The sequence below is a fragment of the Pseudomonas fluorescens genome (genome assembly GCF_900636825.1).
Lineage (GTDB): Bacteria > Pseudomonadota > Gammaproteobacteria > Pseudomonadales > Pseudomonadaceae > Aquipseudomonas > Aquipseudomonas fluorescens_BG.
Genome location: NZ_LR134318.1, coordinates 2,177,556 through 2,196,406, shown reverse-complemented (window position 1 = coordinate 2,196,406; position 18,851 = coordinate 2,177,556). Strand labels below are relative to the sequence as shown.

General features: G+C 62.5%; 14 protein-coding genes. All 14 read right to left on the bottom strand.

All coding sequences use genetic code 11. The annotated features are described in order from the left end of the window. Position 1 precedes the first annotated feature (1 nt). Positions 2-475, bottom strand: coding sequence for a type II secretion system protein (locus tag EL257_RS09940; protein WP_126362081.1), 474 nt, complete (start codon positions 473-475; stop codon positions 2-4). A 2-nt stretch (positions 476-477) separates the two neighbouring features. Then, positions 478-2,328, bottom strand: a complete 1,851-nt coding sequence (locus tag EL257_RS09935; RefSeq protein ID WP_126362080.1) for a secretin N-terminal domain-containing protein — start codon at positions 2,326-2,328, stop codon at positions 478-480. After that, complete coding sequence (locus EL257_RS09930; RefSeq protein ID WP_126362078.1) at positions 2,325-2,843, bottom strand: hypothetical protein; 519 nt, start codon at positions 2,841-2,843, stop codon at positions 2,325-2,327. Before EL257_RS09930 ends, EL257_RS09935 begins: the two co-directional genes overlap by 4 nt. Continuing rightward, complete coding sequence (locus EL257_RS09925; protein ID WP_126362076.1) at positions 2,843-3,391, bottom strand: GspMb/PilO family protein; 549 nt, start codon at positions 3,389-3,391, stop codon at positions 2,843-2,845. The genes EL257_RS09930 and EL257_RS09925 overlap by 1 nt, the downstream gene beginning before the upstream one ends. Beyond that, a complete protein-coding gene (locus EL257_RS09920; RefSeq protein ID WP_126362074.1) occupies positions 3,378-3,923 on the bottom strand; it encodes a PilN domain-containing protein in 546 nt (181 codons plus the stop codon). The genes EL257_RS09925 and EL257_RS09920 overlap by 14 nt, the downstream gene beginning before the upstream one ends. A gap of 1 nt (position 3,924) precedes the next feature. Continuing rightward, positions 3,925-4,728, bottom strand: a complete 804-nt coding sequence (locus EL257_RS09915; RefSeq protein WP_126362072.1) for a hypothetical protein — start codon at positions 4,726-4,728, stop codon at positions 3,925-3,927. Continuing rightward, the gene (locus EL257_RS09910; RefSeq protein ID WP_126362070.1) at positions 4,709-6,415 is read right to left on the bottom strand and encodes a GspE/PulE family protein; all 1,707 of its coding nucleotides are present in this window, start codon (positions 6,413-6,415) and stop codon (positions 4,709-4,711) included. The genes EL257_RS09915 and EL257_RS09910 overlap by 20 nt, the downstream gene beginning before the upstream one ends. 81 nt (positions 6,416-6,496) lie before the next feature. Then, entirely contained in the window at positions 6,497-7,027 is a 531-nt protein-coding gene (locus EL257_RS09905) for a response regulator (RefSeq protein WP_126362068.1), read from the bottom strand. 219 nt (positions 7,028-7,246) lie between these two features. Continuing rightward, entirely contained in the window at positions 7,247-8,008 is a 762-nt protein-coding gene (locus EL257_RS09900) for a SurA N-terminal domain-containing protein (protein ID WP_126362066.1), read from the bottom strand. Between the two features lie 15 nt (positions 8,009-8,023). Further along, complete coding sequence (locus EL257_RS09895) at positions 8,024-9,574, bottom strand: ABC transporter substrate-binding protein (RefSeq protein ID WP_126362064.1); 1,551 nt, start codon at positions 9,572-9,574, stop codon at positions 8,024-8,026. Positions 9,575-9,583: 9 nt separating this feature from the next. Then, a complete protein-coding gene (locus EL257_RS09890) occupies positions 9,584-10,210 on the bottom strand; it encodes an SCO family protein (protein ID WP_126362062.1) in 627 nt (208 codons plus the stop codon). Next, positions 10,207-10,857, bottom strand: a complete 651-nt coding sequence (locus EL257_RS09885) for an SCO family protein (RefSeq protein ID WP_126362060.1) — start codon at positions 10,855-10,857, stop codon at positions 10,207-10,209. Before EL257_RS09885 ends, EL257_RS09890 begins: the two co-directional genes overlap by 4 nt. 27 nt (positions 10,858-10,884) lie before the next feature. Further along, complete coding sequence (locus EL257_RS09880) at positions 10,885-12,798, bottom strand: YncE family protein (protein ID WP_126362059.1); 1,914 nt, start codon at positions 12,796-12,798, stop codon at positions 10,885-10,887. 178 nt (positions 12,799-12,976) lie between these two features. Further along, on the bottom strand, positions 12,977-18,811 hold the full coding sequence (gene mnxG / locus EL257_RS09875) for a manganese-oxidizing multicopper oxidase MnxG (RefSeq protein WP_126362057.1): 5,835 nt from the start codon (positions 18,809-18,811) through the stop codon (positions 12,977-12,979). Between the last annotated feature and the right edge of the window lie 40 nt (positions 18,812-18,851).

Below are 18,851 nucleotides of genomic sequence, written 5' to 3'. Positions count from 1 at the left end.
TTCACCACTCGCGGTAGGCGATGCCGTTGAGGCCCTTGCCGCGCGCTACCGAATAGACGTCGAAGACGTCTTCGCCATCGCGCGGGTTCTGAGCCGAACTGTTGTAGGCGCGCACGCCCCAACCCCCTTCGTCATCTCGTTTGGCCGGCACCAGCGGATCGCGCGGGATGCGGCGTAAAAAGTAGAACTTGGCACCCTTGGCGCTGCGCACATCGCGCACGCCTTCGACCAGCACGTTGAGGTTCGGCGGGTAGCCGCTGCTGTTCAGCGACTTCTCGATGTAACCGGCATCAAAGGCGCGTTTGTAAGCGTCGATGCCATCGCGAATCTGGTACAGCGCGTTGCGCAATTCCTGCTCCTTGCCGCGCCGCACCAAAGTCTCGGTCAGCGGCGCGGCCATGCTCGCCAACAGGCCGATCAGGGCGAGCGTCACCACGACTTCGATCAAGGTAAAACCGCGCTGAGAGGCGTTCATGATCAGTCCTTTTCGACGCTGACACGGGTGCTGGCCACGGCCGATTCACCGACGCCGCGCGGCTGCACGACAGGCGCCGGTGTGGTGTAAGTCTGCATCGAGCGATCCGGTGCCTGAATGTGCATGCTGGTTTCGGTGCCGGTGGAGAACTCCATGTCCGACGGGCTCTGATACGGCAGGTTGCGCACGATCCGTGGGGTGATCGACAGCACCAGTTCGGATTTGCCGACAGTGTCCTTGTTGCTGCCGAACAGCCGGCCGATCCCCGGAATGTCGCCAAGGCCGGGAATCTTGTTGCCGGTGGCGCCGTGATCGTTGCGCATCAGGCCGGCGAGGATCTGCGTTTCGCCGTCGTGCAGACGCAGCGAGGTTTGTGCGTTGCGGGTGTCGACCTGCACCGGAATCGTGCCCTGACGGGTCGGTTCCAGCGGCGTGGCGTTACTCACTTCCAGGGCAATCTTGATCGCCACTTCGTTGTTCAGGTGTACGGTCGGTTGCACTTCGAGCTTCAGACCGACGTCCAGGTAGGTGACGCTTTCAGTGATCACCGGGCCTTGCGTCGACGGCACGGACGTGGCGCTGATGATCGGCACGCGCTGACCGATATGGATGCGCGCCTGCTCGCGGTTGCTGACGCGAATCACCGGGCTGGCAAGGGTGTTGATGTCGTTGTCCTGCGCGTTGATCTTGGCTTGCGGCGACGGCGAAATTGAAATCCGGCTGGAGTTGATGCCTTTCAGTTGATCAAGCAGGGTCACCGCCGAACCGTCGCTGTTGACCACGCCGAAGGTGTTCGGCCATTGCAGGCCCAGGTCAAGAATGCGCTGGGTGGCGACCTCCATCACTTCCACTTCAAGCACCACTTCCGGGTTTGACTGGTCTTGCGACTGCAGAAGTTTCTCAGCCATGCGCACGGCGTCTTCGGTGTCGCGCATGGTCAGGGTGTTCAGGCGTTCATCGACGAACACGTCGCGGGTCTTGAGCATGGTTTTCACCATGTTCAGCGCCGTGTTCGCGTCAATGCTGGTCAGGTAGAAGGTGCGCATCACCAGCTCCTGGTAATCCTTCACTTTCTGCGGGGAGTCCGGGTAGATCAGCAGGGTGTTTTCGTTCACCACTTTCTGGTGCAACTGGTTCTGTTGCAGCAGCAGGGTCACGGCGTCTTCGATGCGCACGTCACGCACGAAGATCGTCGCTTTCATGTCCGGGCGCAGGTCTTTGTCGAAGATGAAATTCAGTCCCGCGACTTGCGACAGCACTTCGAAAATGGTCTTGAGGTTCGCGTCGCGAAATTCCAGGGTCACCGGACGATCAAGCTTGGTGCGCAGTTGCGGGTAGGCAATCACGTTGCGGCTCTGCACCAGCCGAATATTGCCTTGCAGCTCCAGCGCGCCCTGGTTGTTCGGGTCGAGTTCGAGGATCTGTCTGACCTGCCGATCAGCACCGTAGATGTCGCCCCGACGCAGGTCGCCACGGGCCAGTTCGAGTTTTTCGTCCATGCTGCGCAGGTAATCGAGCTGGCGCAGCGCGTCCTGGGCGCGACGGTTGTTCGGTTCGATGGTCAACGCGCGGTTGTAGGCCACCCGCGCCGAAGCGAAATCGCGGCGCGAACGGTCGGTATCGCCAGCGGTGAGCAGCGCAGTGATCGCTTTCGCCCGGCCGCTGTTGAGCAGCAGGTGCAGCTCGGTGTCGCGGGGATCCTCGCGCAGGCCTTCTTCGATGCGCGCCAGTCCCGCCTCGTACTGACCCTGTTCAATCAGGTCAGACGCTTCCTTGTTGGCCACTTGTGCAGAGCTGCACGCGGCCAGCCCGGCACACAGACCCAGGCTCATCAGCAAACGGGAACGGTTCATTGCGTACTCCCCACAGACAGGGTCTGCGACAAATGCAAAGGCAGGTAGACCAGACTCAATTCCACATCCGAGATGCCAGTGATCTTCCAGGTGTCGTCGATCACATCCCCGTTGCGCACGACGTAGATTTTTTCGCCGTTCTGCAAAAACACTTGCAGGTCGCTGCGGTCATGCAGCCTGCCGACGAACTGAAACGGCACCGGTGGCAGGCTCGGGGCTTGCACCACTGTTGCGGGGTTAACGGCAATTTCGGTGACCGTCGCCATCGTCGGCGCGGCCTTCCAGCTCTTGGCGGCGAACAGATCACCGGCCGGGCTCAGATCCTTGATCGGCGCTGTTTTGGTCTTGGCATTGCTGGCCGGCAACGCGCCACGGCTGGCGTTTTTTGCCGGAGTCGCTACGACGATTTCGCTGGAATCGGCGTCTTCGCCCGGCGCCAGATATTCCGGCAACCACGCCACTGCCGCGGCCACACCGAAGAACGCCAGCCAACCTGTCACGCGCTTGGTATTCATCACGACCTCGACAGGTAGAGGGTCATACGGATCCGGCCGTTGAGGTCGGTGTCACCAATCTTTTTGCGCTGAAATTCGACGTCTTCCACCACCACCGCCGGTAACTGACCGAGCAAGGCATGCAGAAAACGGCGTAATTGCGGGTAGCTGCCGCGCACCGGCAAGAGGATCTGATAGCGCGCCAGATGGGTTTTCGGGTCGACGCCGAGGGCGTATTCGCCGCGCGCCAGAGTGATGTGTTCCTGGGCTGCAAGGGCGTAGATGCGATCGATCGCCACGGTGGCTTGCGGCTGCGCCGGCAGTTTGTTGCGGAAGTCGTCGAGCTGACGCTGCGGCACTACTGGCGGCGCAATGCTGCCATCCTCAACCCTGGCCAGGTAATCGCCGGCGTCTTCGGTTTGCTGGCTCAGCTGCTGCAACGATTGCAAGCCCGGCAGCAAGCCGCCGAGCGCCCAGGCCAATGCGGCCAGCAACAGCGCGAGCCCGGCGAGGCCCGGAATGCCGAGGCCTTGCAGGTATTCGTGGACGATCAGTCTAGGGATTCGCATCGCCAATCTCCCAAGTCGCCGACAGGTTGAATTGCACCGGTTGCTCCGGCGATTTGACGACGATTTCGTGGCTGAGCAACGACACGTCGGACAGTTCTTCGCTGGCTTCCAGACGTTTGTGGAAGTCGAGCATCGCTTGCAGATCCCGCGCTTCGGCGCTGATGCGCAACTGACCTTTGCGCGCATCCGGGGTCAGAGTCAGCAGCGCAACGTCTTCACGCGGCATCGCTTCGAGCATGGCGAACAGGCGTTCCCATGGCCGGCGCAGTTGCTGCGAGACCTTGCGCATCTCGGCGAGGTTTTGTGCTTGCTCGCGGGTTTGCGCCGGGCTCAAGGTACTTTTCGCGTCGCTACCACCGCTGAGCTGGCGCTGGGTGGTTTGCAGGTGGCCTTGTTGCCGTTCGGTGTGCGCGTCGAGGTGCTGTTGCGCGCCGACGCACAGCAGCGCCAGCAGCACGCCGCCGCCAAGCAGGCTCCAACCCAACAGGCCAGAACGTGGCCGTGGCTGGAAGTCGAGATTGAGCGCGCGCATCTCAGGCCACCGCCCGGGACATGACGTACAAGCCGTCACGCACGTTCATCGAGTCGTCTTCAAGGGTGCGCAGTTGCACGCCCGCCACGTCCGGATGTGCATCGAGGCGCGCCGGCGCATGCAGATAAACGTTGAAAGCGCGTTCGCTGGTCGAGGCTTGCAGTTGCCGTTCGCGACCGATCAGGGCATTCAACGCGGCATCGCTATCGCTGCCGCCCACCGAACGCACGCCAGCCCAGCGCCCTTCCCTCGCCAGCAACAACACGCTGCGTTGCGGCTCGGCGACGACAAAGAGGAAGTCGCCGGCATCGAGGCTTTTGTCGAAACGGTTGAACGCGGCCATCAGGTACGGCTGCACCGAACGCAGGCGCAACCCACGACCGCTGACCAGCACGCGCAGGCGCTCGAGCAAGTCTTGTGGCAAAGCACTGGCGATGCGGTCGTAACCGGCCGGTTCGGCGGACAGCACCAGACTCCACGGCTGCGTTGGCGCGCCGAACAGGTCTTCAAAGCACAATTGGGCGAAGCCGCGCAGCTCTTCAGGGCTGCTGATCTGCGCGCTCCATGGCACCAGGCAAAAACGGCTGAAGTGTCCGGAAATGACCACGCTCAATTCGGCACCGGCGCGGGCGTGCTCACCGAGCAGGCGATCAAGGGTGTCCAGCGCCACCGCGTAGCTCTGGAAGCCTTCGTCGATGTAGCCGACGCTGCCCAGCCACAGGGTGTCGCCGCCACGCCGTTGACCGAGGCCAACACCGCTGGCGCCGAGCACGGCGACAAAACGCTCACGCGATAAAAGTGACACGATTGATCTCCTCCAGCGTGGTGCGACCTTGCTCCACCAGCTCCAGCGCCGATTCGCGCAGCAGGCGCAAACCACGGGCGCAGGCCAGGGCTTTGATTTGAGTGATCGGTTGGCGCTCGACGATCATCTGGCGCAGTTCGTCATCGAGGTGCAGCAGCTCGGCAATCGCCGTGCGCCCGCGATAACCGCTGCCCCGGCAGTGGCCGCAGCCCTTGCCGTGGACGAAGTGGTAGTGATCGACTTTCTGCGGATCGAGGCCCGAGGCGCGCAGCTCTTCATCGCTCGGATTGACCGGCGCGCTGCAGCTGCTGCACACCAGACGGATCAGACGCTGGGCGAGGATCGCGTTGAGCGCCGAGACCAGGCTGTACGGGTCGATTTCCATTTGGGTGAAGCGGCCAATCACGTCGAAGACGTTGTTGGCGTGGATGGTGGTGAACACCAGGTGACCGGTGAGCGCCGATTGCACGGCGATCTGCGCGGTGTCCGGGTCACGAATCTCACCAACCATGATTTTGTCCGGGTCGTGGCGCAGGATCGAGCGTAAGCCCCGAGCGAAGGTGAGGCCTTTTTTCTCGTTGACCGGGATTTGCAGCACCCCCGGCAATTGGTATTCGACCGGGTCTTCGATGGTGATGATCTTGTCCACGCCGTGGTTGATCTCGGTGATCATGGCGTACAGCGTGGTGGTCTTGCCGCTGCCGGTCGGGCCGGTGACCAGCACCATCCCATAGGGTTCGGCGGCGAGGCGGCGCAACTGACGCAGGGTTTCGTCTTCAAAGCCCAGCGCCTGCAATTGCACGCCGCAGACCTTGTCAGCGAGATCCTGTTTGTCGAGCACCCGCAGCACCGCGTCCTCACCGAAAATGCTCGGCATGATCGACACGCGAAAGTCGATCTGGCGGCCACTGATGCCGATCTTGAAGCGACCGTCCTGCGGCACGCGTTTCTCGCCGATGTCCAGTTCGGCCATGACCTTGACCCGCGAGATCACCTGCTCGGAGAATTCGGCACCCTGGACTTTGCTGATGTTATTGAGCACGCCGTCGATGCGGTACTTGATCACCAGACCGCTGCCGGTGGTGCCGAGGTGGATGTCGCTGGCGTGCATTTTCAGCGCGTCGTACAAGGTCGAGTTGACCAGTTTCACCACGCTGCTGGCGTCTTCGCTAATGCTGGTCAGCGACAGGCTTTGCAGGGTATCGATTTCGTGATGGGTGTCGCCCTGGGCGTTCAGCGATTCGACGGCGTGGAAGCTTTCTTCGTGACGGGCCAGATAGGCCTTGAGGTCGTCGGCGTGCACCAGATACAACGGCGCGCCGTGCAGGCAGTCGTCAATCCAGGCCAGACGCGCCGGGTCGAAGGGGTCGGCGAATACGCCGATGACCGCGTCGTTGTGGCGCAGCAGGATGAATTCACGTTTCAGGCATTGTGCGAGAGTGACCCGGTCGAACACCGGCGTCGCGGCAAACAGGCTGTCGGTGTCGAGCACCGGGTAATGCAGGGTGGCGCCGAGGGTGTCAATGAACGGCATTGGCGCCAGTTCACAAAGGACGTTCAGAGCCTCAAGAACGCGTTCGCCGGAAGTGGCGGCCCGCGCCCGGGCCTGGGCAAGCTGTTCACTGGAAAAGCGTTCTGGTGCGCTCGGTGCCAGCAGCGGTTCGACGACAACGGACAGACGTTCCATGGCTTGCTCTCCAACCGGGGCTTGAAGCCCTTTCGGCGCGGCAAACCTTGGCGGCATAAGCCGGAACGTCTGATCGCGCCATTACTCCCCGGTGAGCATTTGATCGTCGTCCGGTGCCATGGCACGCGACTGTCGTCGCCGATCCGCCAACACCCAACTGCCATCGTACAACTGCAACGGGAAGCTCTCGGTCCTGCTCTGGCGTCGTTCGACAAAGCCCTCGGAAGGGCTCGCACCGGGTTTCGCTTCGCGCTTGATGCCAAGAAGGTCGCAGACCGCTCGGGCCAGTTCCGCCAATGGAAAAGGTTTGAACAGGATGTGGCTGACTCCCAGTTGCCGCGCCCGCTCACAGACTTCAGCGGTGGGGTGACCTGTTATCAGCACAAAATGGCACGTCCTGTTCTGGCGGACTGCGTCGAGCACTTCAAAACCTTCCATATCGGGCAAGCGGTAATCGAACACCAGCACGTCGGGGGCAAACGCTTCGGCCAGGCCGATACCCGTTGCTCCGTCATGTGCGATCCGGACGTCCAGCCCTTGCGCCGACAGATAATCCTGAAGGTTGCGTGCAAGCAGCTGTTCGTCTTCGACAACCAGTACTTTGTTAACCAAGGTCGACTCCTTGATACCGCAGGTCCGATGACCCCGCTCTGAGAGTACGCCTTACCAGAGGTAACGCACACTTCATGCCAGGCTGAGTGCCGGTATTATTGTGTCTTCATGTCCTTGAAATCTATGACGATGCCCGCTCGTCCCGGTACCCCGTTCCCCAGAAACGGGGAAGCACCTGAATGGGCATCGAAGCCATTCCCCACTATTGGGGGGGAACCTTCAGTCGTCGTCAATTCGTTCGATCCTGTTCTGCACCCGTAACTGCGCGAGCACTTGGCGACGAGCCTGGGTCTGTTGCTGTCGGGCGAGCTCTGCCCTGACTGTATCCAGCCCCTGCAAATCTGTGACATCGGCGGTTTCCAAGTGGTTCGGCAAATAAATCACATGCCAGCCAAACGGTGAACGCACCGGTTGGCTGGCAAACGACGCCCCGCTGACAATCGAGGCGCGCATTTGCATCAAGCGTAGACGCGCCTGCGCATTTTTGGCCGCATCCGCCTGCAACGGCACTCTGATCAACAGCTGCCGGGGTTGCAGAGTGTTCGCCCGAATCAACGCGGCAAACGTCTGCTGCGCCGCCAGCTCGCGGCGGGTGTACTCGGTGAAGGACGCCTCATCGAAACCGGCATCCTGCAGGCGCCGGACGAATTTATCCGCGCCGCCGATGGCAATGCGGGTTTTCTCGATCTGGGCGCGGACCACTTGCTCGTCAATCTGCACACCGCGCTTTTGCGACTCCTGCCACAGCAACTCTTTGTCGATAAGCGTCTGCAACGCATCCTGTCGCAGCTGTTTATAAGCCTTGGGACTACGAATGCTCGTCACCGCGCGACCCTGATCTTCCAGGTATTCGGCAAAGAAGCGTTCAAAGCGAAACCCGGAAATTTCCTCGCCGTTGACCCGCGCCACGGCCGGTTCGTTATTGGCCCACGCCAGCGGAAGCCAGCAGGTCAGCAGCCATATCAGCGTCGTGCGTTTCATGATCGGGCCCTCCGTTCAGGGGCTGGCAGTGATCGGTTTATAAGGCGCGACCAGATAGAAATGCTGATCGGGCAAATCCACAGTGACCACGTGCGCACCGCTCAAGCCCAGACGCCGACCGGGGCCGAAACTCAAACGCGGGGTCAGGCCTGTGTCGAAGTCGTGCAGACCTTCGAGCGCTGCCACCAGTTTTTCGCGGCTGGCGTCGCGCCCGGCCTGCTTCATGCCTTCAATGAGCAGCAGCATCGAGGCGTAGGCGCCGACTTGCAGCACCGCGTGCTGGGCGCCGAGGCCTTGGGCTTCGCGTAAAACCGTCAACCCGATGCGCCCGGCCTGCGTCCAGTCGCTGGGCACGAACGGATAAGCGAGAAACACGCGCCGGGTAAATCCGTCAGGGACTTGCAGCAGGTCGCCGGCTACCTGGCTGGAAGCGGCGAACAGGTACGGCACCTGCCCGGCGCTCTGCAGCCTCGTCGCCAAGCGACTGAAACCGCTACCGCTGCCAAGGTAAAACACCGACCGCGAGCCCAACGGCAACGCCTCGGCCATCGGGTCGTAGCCTTGCAGATGGACGTTTTGCCAGCCGTGGCTTTGCAAGTACGCGCCGAGGTTTTGCGCTGCCAGCGTCTGTGCGGGGTCATCGGGATAAGCGATCAGTGTCGGCCCTTGCAGCACGCGCAGGCTGGCCGTGGCGTAATCGGCCAACGCGATCAACTGCTCGCGCAAGCCCGGCAACGGTTCGAAAATCTGCGGACTGGCCTGCATCGGACCGAGCAGCGACAGCGCGCCAATCAGCGGCACGCCGGCCTGCTCCAGACGCGCAGGCAGTTCGCTGTCGAGGGCCGGCGCCAACGGAGCGATCAGGGCGAAAACCTGTTCCTGCTCGATCAAGCGTTGCAGGGCCAATCCGGCACTGGCGCGATCCGGGCCGGGATCGAGCACCGTCAGACTCAACTGCCGCCCGTGAATGCCGCCCGCCTGATTGATCCGCGCCACGCTGCCGTTGAGCACCGCAGCGATGGTCATGCCCTCCTCCGCCAACGGCCCTGCGCTGGGCAGCAACGTACCGAGGTGCAAGATCTCGCCGTCGAGGCCGGGGTCGCGTTCATCGGCCAGGCGTTTGAGATACGCGGTGAGGTTGCGCTGATCCTTCATCGACAGCACAAAGCGCGGCATGCTCGGGTCGAGGCGATTGTGGCCAGGGTCGCGGCCGAGTTGAATCACCGTTGCCAGGCTGCTTTCCGTGTAGGCCGGATAACTGCGGCCATTGACCTGTTGCTGACCGTAGGTGCTGGTCAGTCGCGACCAATTCAGTTCCGGGGGACGCATGCCCCCTTCGGGTCGACCGAGGCCATCGGCGCCGTGACAATTGGCGCACGGCAGGCTGGTGGCCGGCAGCAATACATCCGCGGGGCCCACCCGCGCCATGATCGCTTCGCCACTCGCCGACAAGCCCTGCCGGTACAGGCGTTTGCCCGCCGCTTCCTCCGGGGTCAGCGGCACAGCGCCCGCGCCAAGGCAGGTACCAGCGAGCAGGATCAGGGCGAGTACCCGGCGCAGGTTCATGGCGCGAACTCAGCGACCAGCCACGGGCATTGTCAGCAACTGCAAGCGCTGGGCAATGGCGGCGGCCGGGGCATCGGGGCGGATTTTGCTCCAGCGTTTATTGGCGACGTCGCCGACGATCAACTGCGTGGAGTGCTGCTCGGGCGTCGGGATGATCTGGCCGATGCGGCTCAGCACCAGGTCCATTTGCGCCTTGTCGCCGGTGAGAAAAAGCCAATGAGGGTCATCGGAACCCTGCTTCAAGGTGTAAGCCTTGAGCACCGCCGGCGTATCGCGCAGCGGGTCACTGGTAAGGGAAATAAAGGTAATGCCGTCGGCCTTGTCACCCAACAGCTCGCGGACTTCCTTGAGTTTGCGGGTGATCAACGGGCAGGCGTCGGTGCAACTGGTGAAAATCACATTGAGCAGCACTACGCGGTTTTGCAGGGCATCGCTGTAGAAGCGCAGGGTCTCGCCATTCTGATTTTGCAGCGGCGTGTCGGTGAACCAGGCTTGCGCATCGTGAGTGCCTTTGGCCGTGGCTGCGGCTGGTGCCGGGTCTGCCGGCGCTGGGGGCGCATGCCCGTCGTGGGCCAACGCCACGTTGCTGAAAATCCAGAAACACACGGTCAATGACATCCAGTCGAGCATTCTCATGGCTGTTGCTCCATGGCGATGGCGGTGTGCTTGGCGTGGGTGCGCTGGCCGCTGAGTTTCTCGACTTCCTTGGCCAGCAGCGCTGGATCAGTGAAGCCGTAGTAGCGCGTCCAGTGGCGATTGTTGCCGTCGCCGACGAGGATCAGCGGCTGATGGTTTTTCAAGTCGCCGCTGAAACTGCCGAGGCCTTTAAGCGTTTCACCAATCGATTGCGGCGAACCGGTCAACCAGCTCCAGCCCGGCCCGCGCTGGAAGGCACGGGCGTAATCTTGCAGGCGTTTGGGGTCGTCACGCTGCGGGTCGATGCTGATCGACACCAGCTGCACTTCTTCGCCCACCCGCGCACCGAGCTGTTTCTGCACCTTGCCCATGATCGAAGACACCACCGGGCACACCGTGGTGCAGCTGGTGTAGATGAAGCTGATCACGACGATTTTGCCCTGCACCAGATCCTGCTCCAGGCGCACGGTTTTACCGTCCTGATCGAGCAGCGGCACGTTGGCGAATTTGACCTGGGCGTGTTCCTGAGTGCTGCTGGCCGGCGCTTGGTGCCCGGCGTGTTCGTCCGCTGAATGGGCTTGGGCTTGTTGAACGCCGAGGCTCAACAGGCAAAGCGTCAGCAGGCCACTGGATGCAATTCGGTTCATGTCGAAATTCCTCTTCAACGGATCGGATCAACGCGCCTGGCCGGGGGCAACCCGAACACTGGCGAAAGTCTTGTCATCAAAACCGGCACCCAACGAGGCTGCGCGCACGTGCAGATACCACGCACCGCTGCGGTCGAGGGTGATCGGCGCTTCGTACACGCCGTCGGCAACTTCCAGCGCCGCCACTTCGCGAGGGTGCGAGGTCGGCGCCAGGTAGTAGCGCAATTGCACGTCTTTCACGCCGCGGCGCTGGGCCTTGTCTTTGCCTTGAACGATGCGGAAACGCACGACATAAGGGTCGTTGAGCGCTGCGGTGGTCTTGTCGAGAAGGAACTCGACTTTCGGTGCGCCAAAGTGTTTTACCAAGGCGCCATTGGTTTCGATCTGCGCGGTGAAGCAGTGAATGATGTTCGGTTGATTGAGCAGGAACGCCACGCCGAAACGCCCCGCTGCCGGCAGTTTCACTCTGGCGCTGTAGAGGCCCGGCGAGACCTCGCGCAGGCTGCGGTCGATGACCATGGCTGCGCGGGCGATCTGGCCGCGATTGGGATAACCGGACATCGGCGCGTTCATGCCTTCGGCGTAAAAATAGGTGGTGTTGTCGACCGGGTTGACCACAAACACCGCGTTATCGTCGCGCGACACCGCGAGGCTTGAGGCCAGCGGCAGATCACCGGCCATGCGCGGCGCTTGCGGGCCGGCTTCAAAACCCTGGCTGATCGGCTGACGACCTTCGCCGAGGGAGGACAGGTTGATCATGGTGACTTTAGGCGACGCCAGTCCGCGGATGTAGGCATACGCCTCGGTGAACACCACTTGGTAGGGTTCGGCGCTGACCTGCAGATCATGAATGGCCGTGTTGGTGGCGGCGTCGATGATGCTCGCGCGGTTTTCCACAGTGTTGAGCACCACGCCGAAACGCCCGTCGGCGCTGAAGCCCATCGGGCCTAGGCCTTGTTGCAGTTTGATCACCTGGCGGATGGTGTGGTTGTTGGCGTCGATCACGGTCACGGTGCCTTGCTTGCCATCGGCCACATACACCGCGCCGGACAGCGCTGAATAAGCGACTGACAATGGATGCGAACCGGTTTTGACTTGCTTGACGATGTTCAGGCTGGCGACGTCGACCACGCTCACAGTGCCGTCATCGCGGTTGCTGACGAAGGCGAAACGGCTGTCCTTGCTGAAGCCGATTTCGTGATGGCCGCGACCGGTCTGCAAATGTTTGAGGGGCTTGAGACTTTGGCTGTCGATCGCCGTGACGCCGGACTCTTCGGTTTTGCTCGCGTTGTTGCCGACCCAGAGCAGGCGTTCGTCCGGTTGCAGCGCGACGCGCACGGGTTGGCTGCCGGCCTTGATCGAGTCGAGGACTTTGAATTGTTCGCTGTCGATCACCGCCACTTCACCGGCGGTGGGCATCGAGACGAACACGCGTTTGTTGTCTTTCGGCGTCACCCAATCCATCGGTGCTTGCTTGAGTTCGATGCGCGCCAGAGTGCTGGTGATGCCGCCGACGGACACCGAGGGATCGACCACGGCGATGCTGGCGTCGCGGTTCATCACCAGCAGGAAATAGCTGTTGAGGTCGAGCAACGGTCGTGCGCCGATGTTGGATTTGAGGAACACGCCAACGCGGGATTTACAGCTCTGGTCGCGGCCCTGGGCCTGGTCCGCCGCAACCGTTTCGGGATCGACCCAGGCGCCCGGTGCCACCCCGGACAGCGGCTGGCCGGAAGCGCTTTCGGTGATGCGAAACTGCACGTCGGCGAATTCGCCTTCACGTAGCTTGCCGTCAGCGGCCAGTGGCTTGAGGTTGAAGTCCACGGCCACACCGTCACGAGCCAGCGTCTGAGCCGGCGCGGTTTGCGCCAGCGCCAGCGAAGCCCCGGCCATGGCCATGGCCAGCGTGCAAACACCGATGATGTTGCTGATCCTGCTCATACCACCCTCCCCTCATTTGCACACCCATTCCCTGTAGGAGTGAGCCTGCTCGCGATGGCGGCATCCGCCGCACCGTCCGAAACCGAGTTGCCTCAATCGCGAGCAGGCTCCCTCCTACATGGGATTTGCATTCATCCCGCAACCTCACTGCCCACCGCAGCCCCTGTGGGACCTGCTTCTACTGCCCCTGCGGCGCCGGTTCGGGTTCATTGGTGACGCGCAGCAAGCCCCATAACCCGGAGGTGTTGCCGTAGGCGGCGTAGTCGCGGAACAGGTAGTCCCCCGGTATCGCGTTGCTGCCGCCGGCGCTCGGGATCATGAAGCTGAAGTGCGCGGCCGGCAGGACGCTTTCGTGGGCGCCGATGTACATCGACATCGGGTTGTAGCCGAAGCGCACCGAACCCACGCCCGGCGAACCCATCGGATAACCACCGATGTCGCTCTTCTCGGCCTGGAACGGATTGACCGACCAGACATGCCCGTCGAGCTGGAACGTGGTGCCACGACTGCCACCGCTCGGCATCAAAATATGCGTGCGGAACGGCTGCCCCGGTTTGGCATAGAGCACCGGCGTCTGCGGATCGCCGCCAACCAGCGCATTGCTGTAAGCCATGTGCGCGTTGACCATATCGCCGTAACCCGCGCCATCGGCGTGACCAAACGGTGCGTCCGGGGCCAGGCCGAAGCGATACCACAGCGGCTCGGTCTTGTAGTTGATCGCCATGCTCGAGTTGTCCTGCGGGTCGGTCGGGACGCCTAAGCCCTCGGCAGCGATCCCCTCCACTGGCCGTCCATTGGCCCAACGGGTGTTCAGCGCCTTGTGCCAGACCATCGCAAAGTCGCGGTAGCTGGTTTGCCCAGGCGCCGTAACCGTGGCGTTGACCTTGCGCGCATCGTCGACCCAGGTTGCGCCGATCGGCAGAATGCTCATCGCGCCGCCAAGGCCTTTTTGCGGTTGCTTGATCACGTCCGCCGGGGTGATGTTCAAGCCACCAAACTCCACCGCCGTGGCGTTGATGTTGTCGACGCTGCGGCCCAGTTGGGTCACCGGTTTGCCCTCACGTTCCAGGTGCCCGGCGTAGTACTGATAGGTACGGGTCGGGTACGCGCCGCTGCTGCCGACGCGCGGTGGCACGGTCTGGATCGGGTTGGCGCCGACGTTGGCACCGTCGGATTTGGTGATGTCATACGCCAGTAATTGCGCGTGCAGGCCGACGTGGCTGGACGGCCGCATCAGGTTGTTGCTGAAGGTGGTCGAACCCAGACCGCTGTTGCGATCACGCTTGACCATGCCCTGCATTACCGCCGTCTGGGTCAGATCCGGCATCACGCTCGGCAGACGGTTTTCCAGAGTGATGTTGAGGCAATCCCCCGCCGCGGCGCGAAGCACCAGCGGTTCGACCGGGATGCCGGGTTTGAGCTTGCCACTGACCGGATCGAGATCGGATTTGCGCACATAGAGGATCGCGGTCGGGTCATGCAGCGGCCCGCTCTGCCCGCCAATGGTGATGGTTTCGCCATCCTCCGGATCGGTCACGGTGACCTGTGGAATGCTCACCGTGCGCGAGTTCAGCACCAGGCTGCCACCCGCCGGATTCAGCGCGCCACCGACATGCTGGCCGAGACCTGCAGGGTCGCCGATGGTCAGGCCCAGCGAATTGCCGAGGATGTCGTTGGCCAGCGCCGCCACCACGTCATAGTTGCGCTGCACCGTCGGCCGGGTGCCGATCCCATTGGGGTTGGCGCTGATCCGTGGGCAACTGCCCTCGAACGCCACGGTGTTGCGCATGCCGGCCGGACTCGGGTTGTTCGGGATAGCGAACAGGTCGCTGCGTTTGGCGGTGTAGTTGCGCATCACGCCCCAGATACCGCTCCAATAGCCTTCGATCGAGGCGTCCATCGAGTACAGATAATCGCCGGTGGTCGCAGCCGAACTGGAGAGCATCGACACGGGTGCGATGAAGCCCATCTGCTCGGAGATGCCGATCATCTGCGAGGCGCGCCAGCCGGAGTTGGAGCTGTTGCCGAAACCGGAACCGCTCTGCAGCCACTTAACACCGTGCAGGGTGACGTTGTGCTCTTCTTCATGGCCGCCGGCATGCACCCGCAGCCGCACGTTGTCGCCGGTGTAAGTGCGCAGCATTGGCGTGAACGGATCGCCCGGTTCGGCGCCGCCCTTGTTGATGTGCGGCGGGAACAGCGTGGTGCCGCCGGTGGGCCCGGTGGCCGAGGTGAGCAGATTCGGCGCCAGGTTCATCGCCGCAATTGCCCGGTCGGTACGGCTTTGCATGGCGAACGACAGATCACCACCGAGGCCGTCGGCCTGCATGCCACGCTTGCCGTCCGGGCCGACCTTGTTCGGGTCGTACACCCGTAGGGCCAGCGGCTCGTTGCGATAGTTGACGACGAACATGCCTGGATCATCCACCGAGATTGCCTGCGGACATGGCCGACTCGGGCAGCCCGGCACCTGACCGCCCTGCACTTCCAGCACGCCTTCCAGCAGGTTGCTGGCGTTGTTGCGCACCGGCGGGTTGATCGCGTAGCGGAAGCTGTCGGCGGTGGCCGGGAACGCCTGCGCATTCGGCACACCGTTAGGGCCGGCACCGACATAGACGCCGGCTTCATAGGCATGCTGGAAGTCGCTGTATTCGAGGAAGAACTCGCGGAAACTGTCGTTTCTGCCGTCGCCATCGAGGTCGCCGGTGTTGATCACTGCTTGCCACGACGTCGGCCCGCCGTCCTGCCGCGCGCCGCTGTACAGAGGCTCGCCGGTTTCAGCGTGGAACCAAGTCGAACCGGCCGGTTCGGCCAACACAGTGGCGTACAGACCAATCTGCTGGTGCGTCGATGGGCCTAAGTGGTCGTGCGTGAAAATAGTGCCGAGGCCGCGATCGACGCCTTTGGCGTTGACCACCGGATCGACGAACCAGCGCTGCATCGCCGTCCGCGCGCCGACCCAATCGGCGCGACCGTACTGACCGAAGAACGGATGGTTCCTGGCTTTCGGGCAGGCTTGAGTGCCGTCACGCGGGTCGGCGCCGGCGCACTGGTTGAACTCGCGGATCGCGTGAATGCGTTCCTGCACGGCGCCGGGCGAGAGCACGCCGTCCTCGTAGTTCCAGCCGTTGGACGAGCCGTCCGCCGAGGTCAGGTCCCACTTCGGCAGGTGAATGTGCTGGCCGATCACGTCGGTCGGCGTGCGCACCTGATAGTCGTCCATCTCGTAAGTGGCCGGCACCAGGTTGGTCTGCTGGTATTGCACGCAGTCGAAGGTGTTCATGCGCATTACCAGCGGCTCAGGCGGACGCTGCTTGGTGATCACTGGCCAAGCGTCTTCCCACAGCGCGAGAATACGCGCCTGCGGAAAGTGATAACCGACTTTGTTGTACACCGCATCGAACTGGATGTTGGCGGCTTTGTAGATGCGTGGCCGGTCGGCGGTGTAGGTCGAGGCGCCGACAAAGGACATGCCGTCGATGCGCTCACCGCTGGCAAACTCGCCGCTGCCAGCGCTGCCGGTCAGGCGTTTTTGCCGGTCGTCCATGCACGGTTCGTAGTACGGCGCGCCAGCCATCGGCAAGGCACCGTTGGTGCGAAACGCCTTGGCCACCACTTGATTGCCGGGCAGCAAGGCATAACTTGGGTGATCTTTTTTCGCGTGGAAAGACATCGCGGCTTGTTCGACTTCGGTGCCTTCTTCCGGCAGGTAAATCGGTTTCGCGCGGGTGACTTCCTTCGAGAAGTCCAGCGAGGTGGTCACGGTGTGCGCTTCGCCACCGGCCGCGACGCCGTCGAGTGCATGACGCTGCAAACCGCCATCCCAACCACCGGATTGCGCCGGATCAAGGTTGGCCCACAGCGCTTTGCCGCTGGCTTTCAGTGCTTGCGCGGTGGTCGCATCGAGCATATCCAGCGGCGGTGTTGGCGGACGCTGGCCTACCGAACTTTCCATGCCGCCGATCCAGAACGGATAGCCAGGGTTTTTCAGGCTGCCATCAGCATTGCGGTTGGCTTCGCTGCGATCGACCAGCGCCAGTGAGCCGATGGCTTGACCACCGGCGTTGCCGTCATGGTGCTCGCCGTCATCATCGCCCTCTTCTTCATCCGCGTCGTCATCATTGCCGGCGATCAGGGTTTCACCGATTTTCGGCACCACCACGACTTTGCCCGGCATTGGCGCCATGGCTTTGCCCGGCAGCGGAACGATCGCCGGAATCGGTGTGCCCGCGACGATCTCGCCGTCCGGCAAGGCGCGCGCGCCGGAGGCCGGTTTACCGCTGCGCAGGGCAAACGGTTCGCTGTGATAGCCGTCGGCGCCCTGCTGCGAAACGTCGAGCCGGGTGCCCTCTTCAAACACATCGTGCACACGCCACATGGCCCACATGCCCTGGGCAAAGTGCGGGTAAAAGTGGCAGTGATAAATCGCGTCGCCGGCCACACGGTTACGGTTGCCGGAACCGCCATTGGCGATTTCGTAGGTGTAACCGGCACCCGGGCCGATGCCTTGGGCATCGACGTAATCAGAATTGTCGTCGTTGGGGTTGAACAGCCACTGATGGCCGTGCAAGTGGAAGATGTGCTGCTCATGGCCATTGTGGGTGTTGCGGAATTTGACGAAGTCACCGATGTAGCTGTGGTTGACGTTCGACGGTTCCGATGGGTACAGCGCCATGGTCGCTTTCACACCGATCTGGTCCGCGCTGGGCGTCTGGCCAGGGAGGATGTTTTCAAGCCCGGCGTTGGCCGGGACGTCCACCAGCATCGCCACATCGCCGACAGTGTGCGAGCTAAGGAAAAATTCTTCGTATGCGCAGGACAGGCAATCGTGCATCGGTCCCACACCCAAGCGGTTGGCGACCACTTCAGCACCCATGCCGCCGGAGCCGTAGTTGATCATGAACGAGTCGCGAGTCGGTTCCAGCACGTGGGCCATCACCGGGTCGGCCCAATAGGCCGGGAACGCTTGTGTGGCAGCGGTTTCGTCCTGAAATTGCGAAGCGAAATCACGAAACGCGTCCAGTCGGTTGGGGATCGCCGGGTTGCGTTTGCCGACCGATTCCAGCGGATAGGTGCTCGGCGGAAAACTGCCGTCGGCGTTGCTGCCCATGACAATCGCGTCGCTTTCGCTGGAAATGATTTCATTACCATCGACCATGCCGATGATCGGCGTGCCGGCCTTGCCTTCACGCAACCAAGGCTCGCGTTGCGGGTAGCGCGCCTGATAGTCGACGATCGGTTGGCCGGTCGGTGCGCGGCCCGTGGTGGCCAAGCGCATTTCCTCTTCGGTGAGGGTGTTGCGATAGGTACGACCGCCCTTCGGCAGAACGACAACCTGGCCGAACAAACCATTGGCGACGTTACCGGCCGCGCCCTCGCCACCGAAGGTTGCGCCACGGCTGCTGACGGCAAACGCGCCCTCGCGCTCGGCGTACAGAGTGTAGGAACGGCTCGCGCCAGGTGGCACCAGACTGTTGGCGTTACGCCCGGTGAACGAAGAAATGTCATCGATGCTGTTCACCGCTTGCAGGCCGTTGACCTGGAAACCAACGTGACGATCAACCACCTGCTCATCGACTTTGAAGTCTTCGGCGCCGTTGGCGTTTTCCGCGCCCTCTTCTTCGTCCTCGTTTTCAAAATGCTTGTTCGGGTTGGCCTGATAGTCGAGCAGGTTCTGCAGATTGATCGTCAGGCAATCCCCGGCAGCCACGCGCAGCACCAGTGGACGCGGACGTTTGTCCGGGCGCAGCGAGACTTTGCCCGGCACCGCCGCACCGCCATAGGCCAGCGACACGTCGTGTTCATCGACGACGTCGCGGCGCAGGGCGTACATCATGCCGTTGGCGTTCTGCGCACCGAGGCGGTTGAACATCAGCGGTTGATCGAAGGCGACGACGTTGGCGACCAGGTTGCGCTCGCAACGCACGGCCGCGCCGGCCAGCTCGACGCTGAGCATCGAGGCCAGAATCAGCAGCCAGTTAATCAGGGACGGAGGGGTACGAAAGCCAGCCATGATCAGGAACCTCGTAATGGGTGCTCGTGGGCACACTTCT

Excerpts from the sequence above, each read along its gene's own strand:
- mnxG (WP_126362057.1), bottom strand. The coding sequence starts at position 18,811 with ATGGCTGGCTTTCGTACCCCTCCGTCCCTGATTAACTGGCTGCTGATT.
- EL257_RS09880 (WP_126362059.1), bottom strand. The coding sequence starts at position 12,798 with ATGAGCAGGATCAGCAACATCATCGGTGTTTGCACGCTGGCCATGGCC.
- EL257_RS09910 (WP_126362070.1), bottom strand. The coding sequence starts at position 6,415 with ATGGAACGTCTGTCCGTTGTCGTCGAACCGCTGCTGGCACCGAGCGCA.
- EL257_RS09920 (WP_126362074.1), bottom strand. The coding sequence starts at position 3,923 with ATGCGCGCGCTCAATCTCGACTTCCAGCCACGGCCACGTTCTGGCCTG.
- EL257_RS09935 (WP_126362080.1), bottom strand. The coding sequence starts at position 2,328 with ATGAACCGTTCCCGTTTGCTGATGAGCCTGGGTCTGTGTGCCGGGCTG.
- EL257_RS09940 (WP_126362081.1), bottom strand. The coding sequence starts at position 475 with ATGAACGCCTCTCAGCGCGGTTTTACCTTGATCGAAGTCGTGGTGACG.
- EL257_RS09885 (WP_126362060.1), bottom strand. The coding sequence starts at position 10,857 with ATGAACCGAATTGCATCCAGTGGCCTGCTGACGCTTTGCCTGTTGAGC.
- EL257_RS09930 (WP_126362078.1), bottom strand. The coding sequence starts at position 2,843 with ATGAATACCAAGCGCGTGACAGGTTGGCTGGCGTTCTTCGGTGTGGCC.
- EL257_RS09900 (WP_126362066.1), bottom strand. The coding sequence starts at position 8,008 with ATGAAACGCACGACGCTGATATGGCTGCTGACCTGCTGGCTTCCGCTG.
- EL257_RS09895 (WP_126362064.1), bottom strand. The coding sequence starts at position 9,574 with ATGAACCTGCGCCGGGTACTCGCCCTGATCCTGCTCGCTGGTACCTGC.
- EL257_RS09925 (WP_126362076.1), bottom strand. The coding sequence starts at position 3,391 with ATGCGAATCCCTAGACTGATCGTCCACGAATACCTGCAAGGCCTCGGC.
- EL257_RS09890 (WP_126362062.1), bottom strand. The coding sequence starts at position 10,210 with ATGAGAATGCTCGACTGGATGTCATTGACCGTGTGTTTCTGGATTTTC.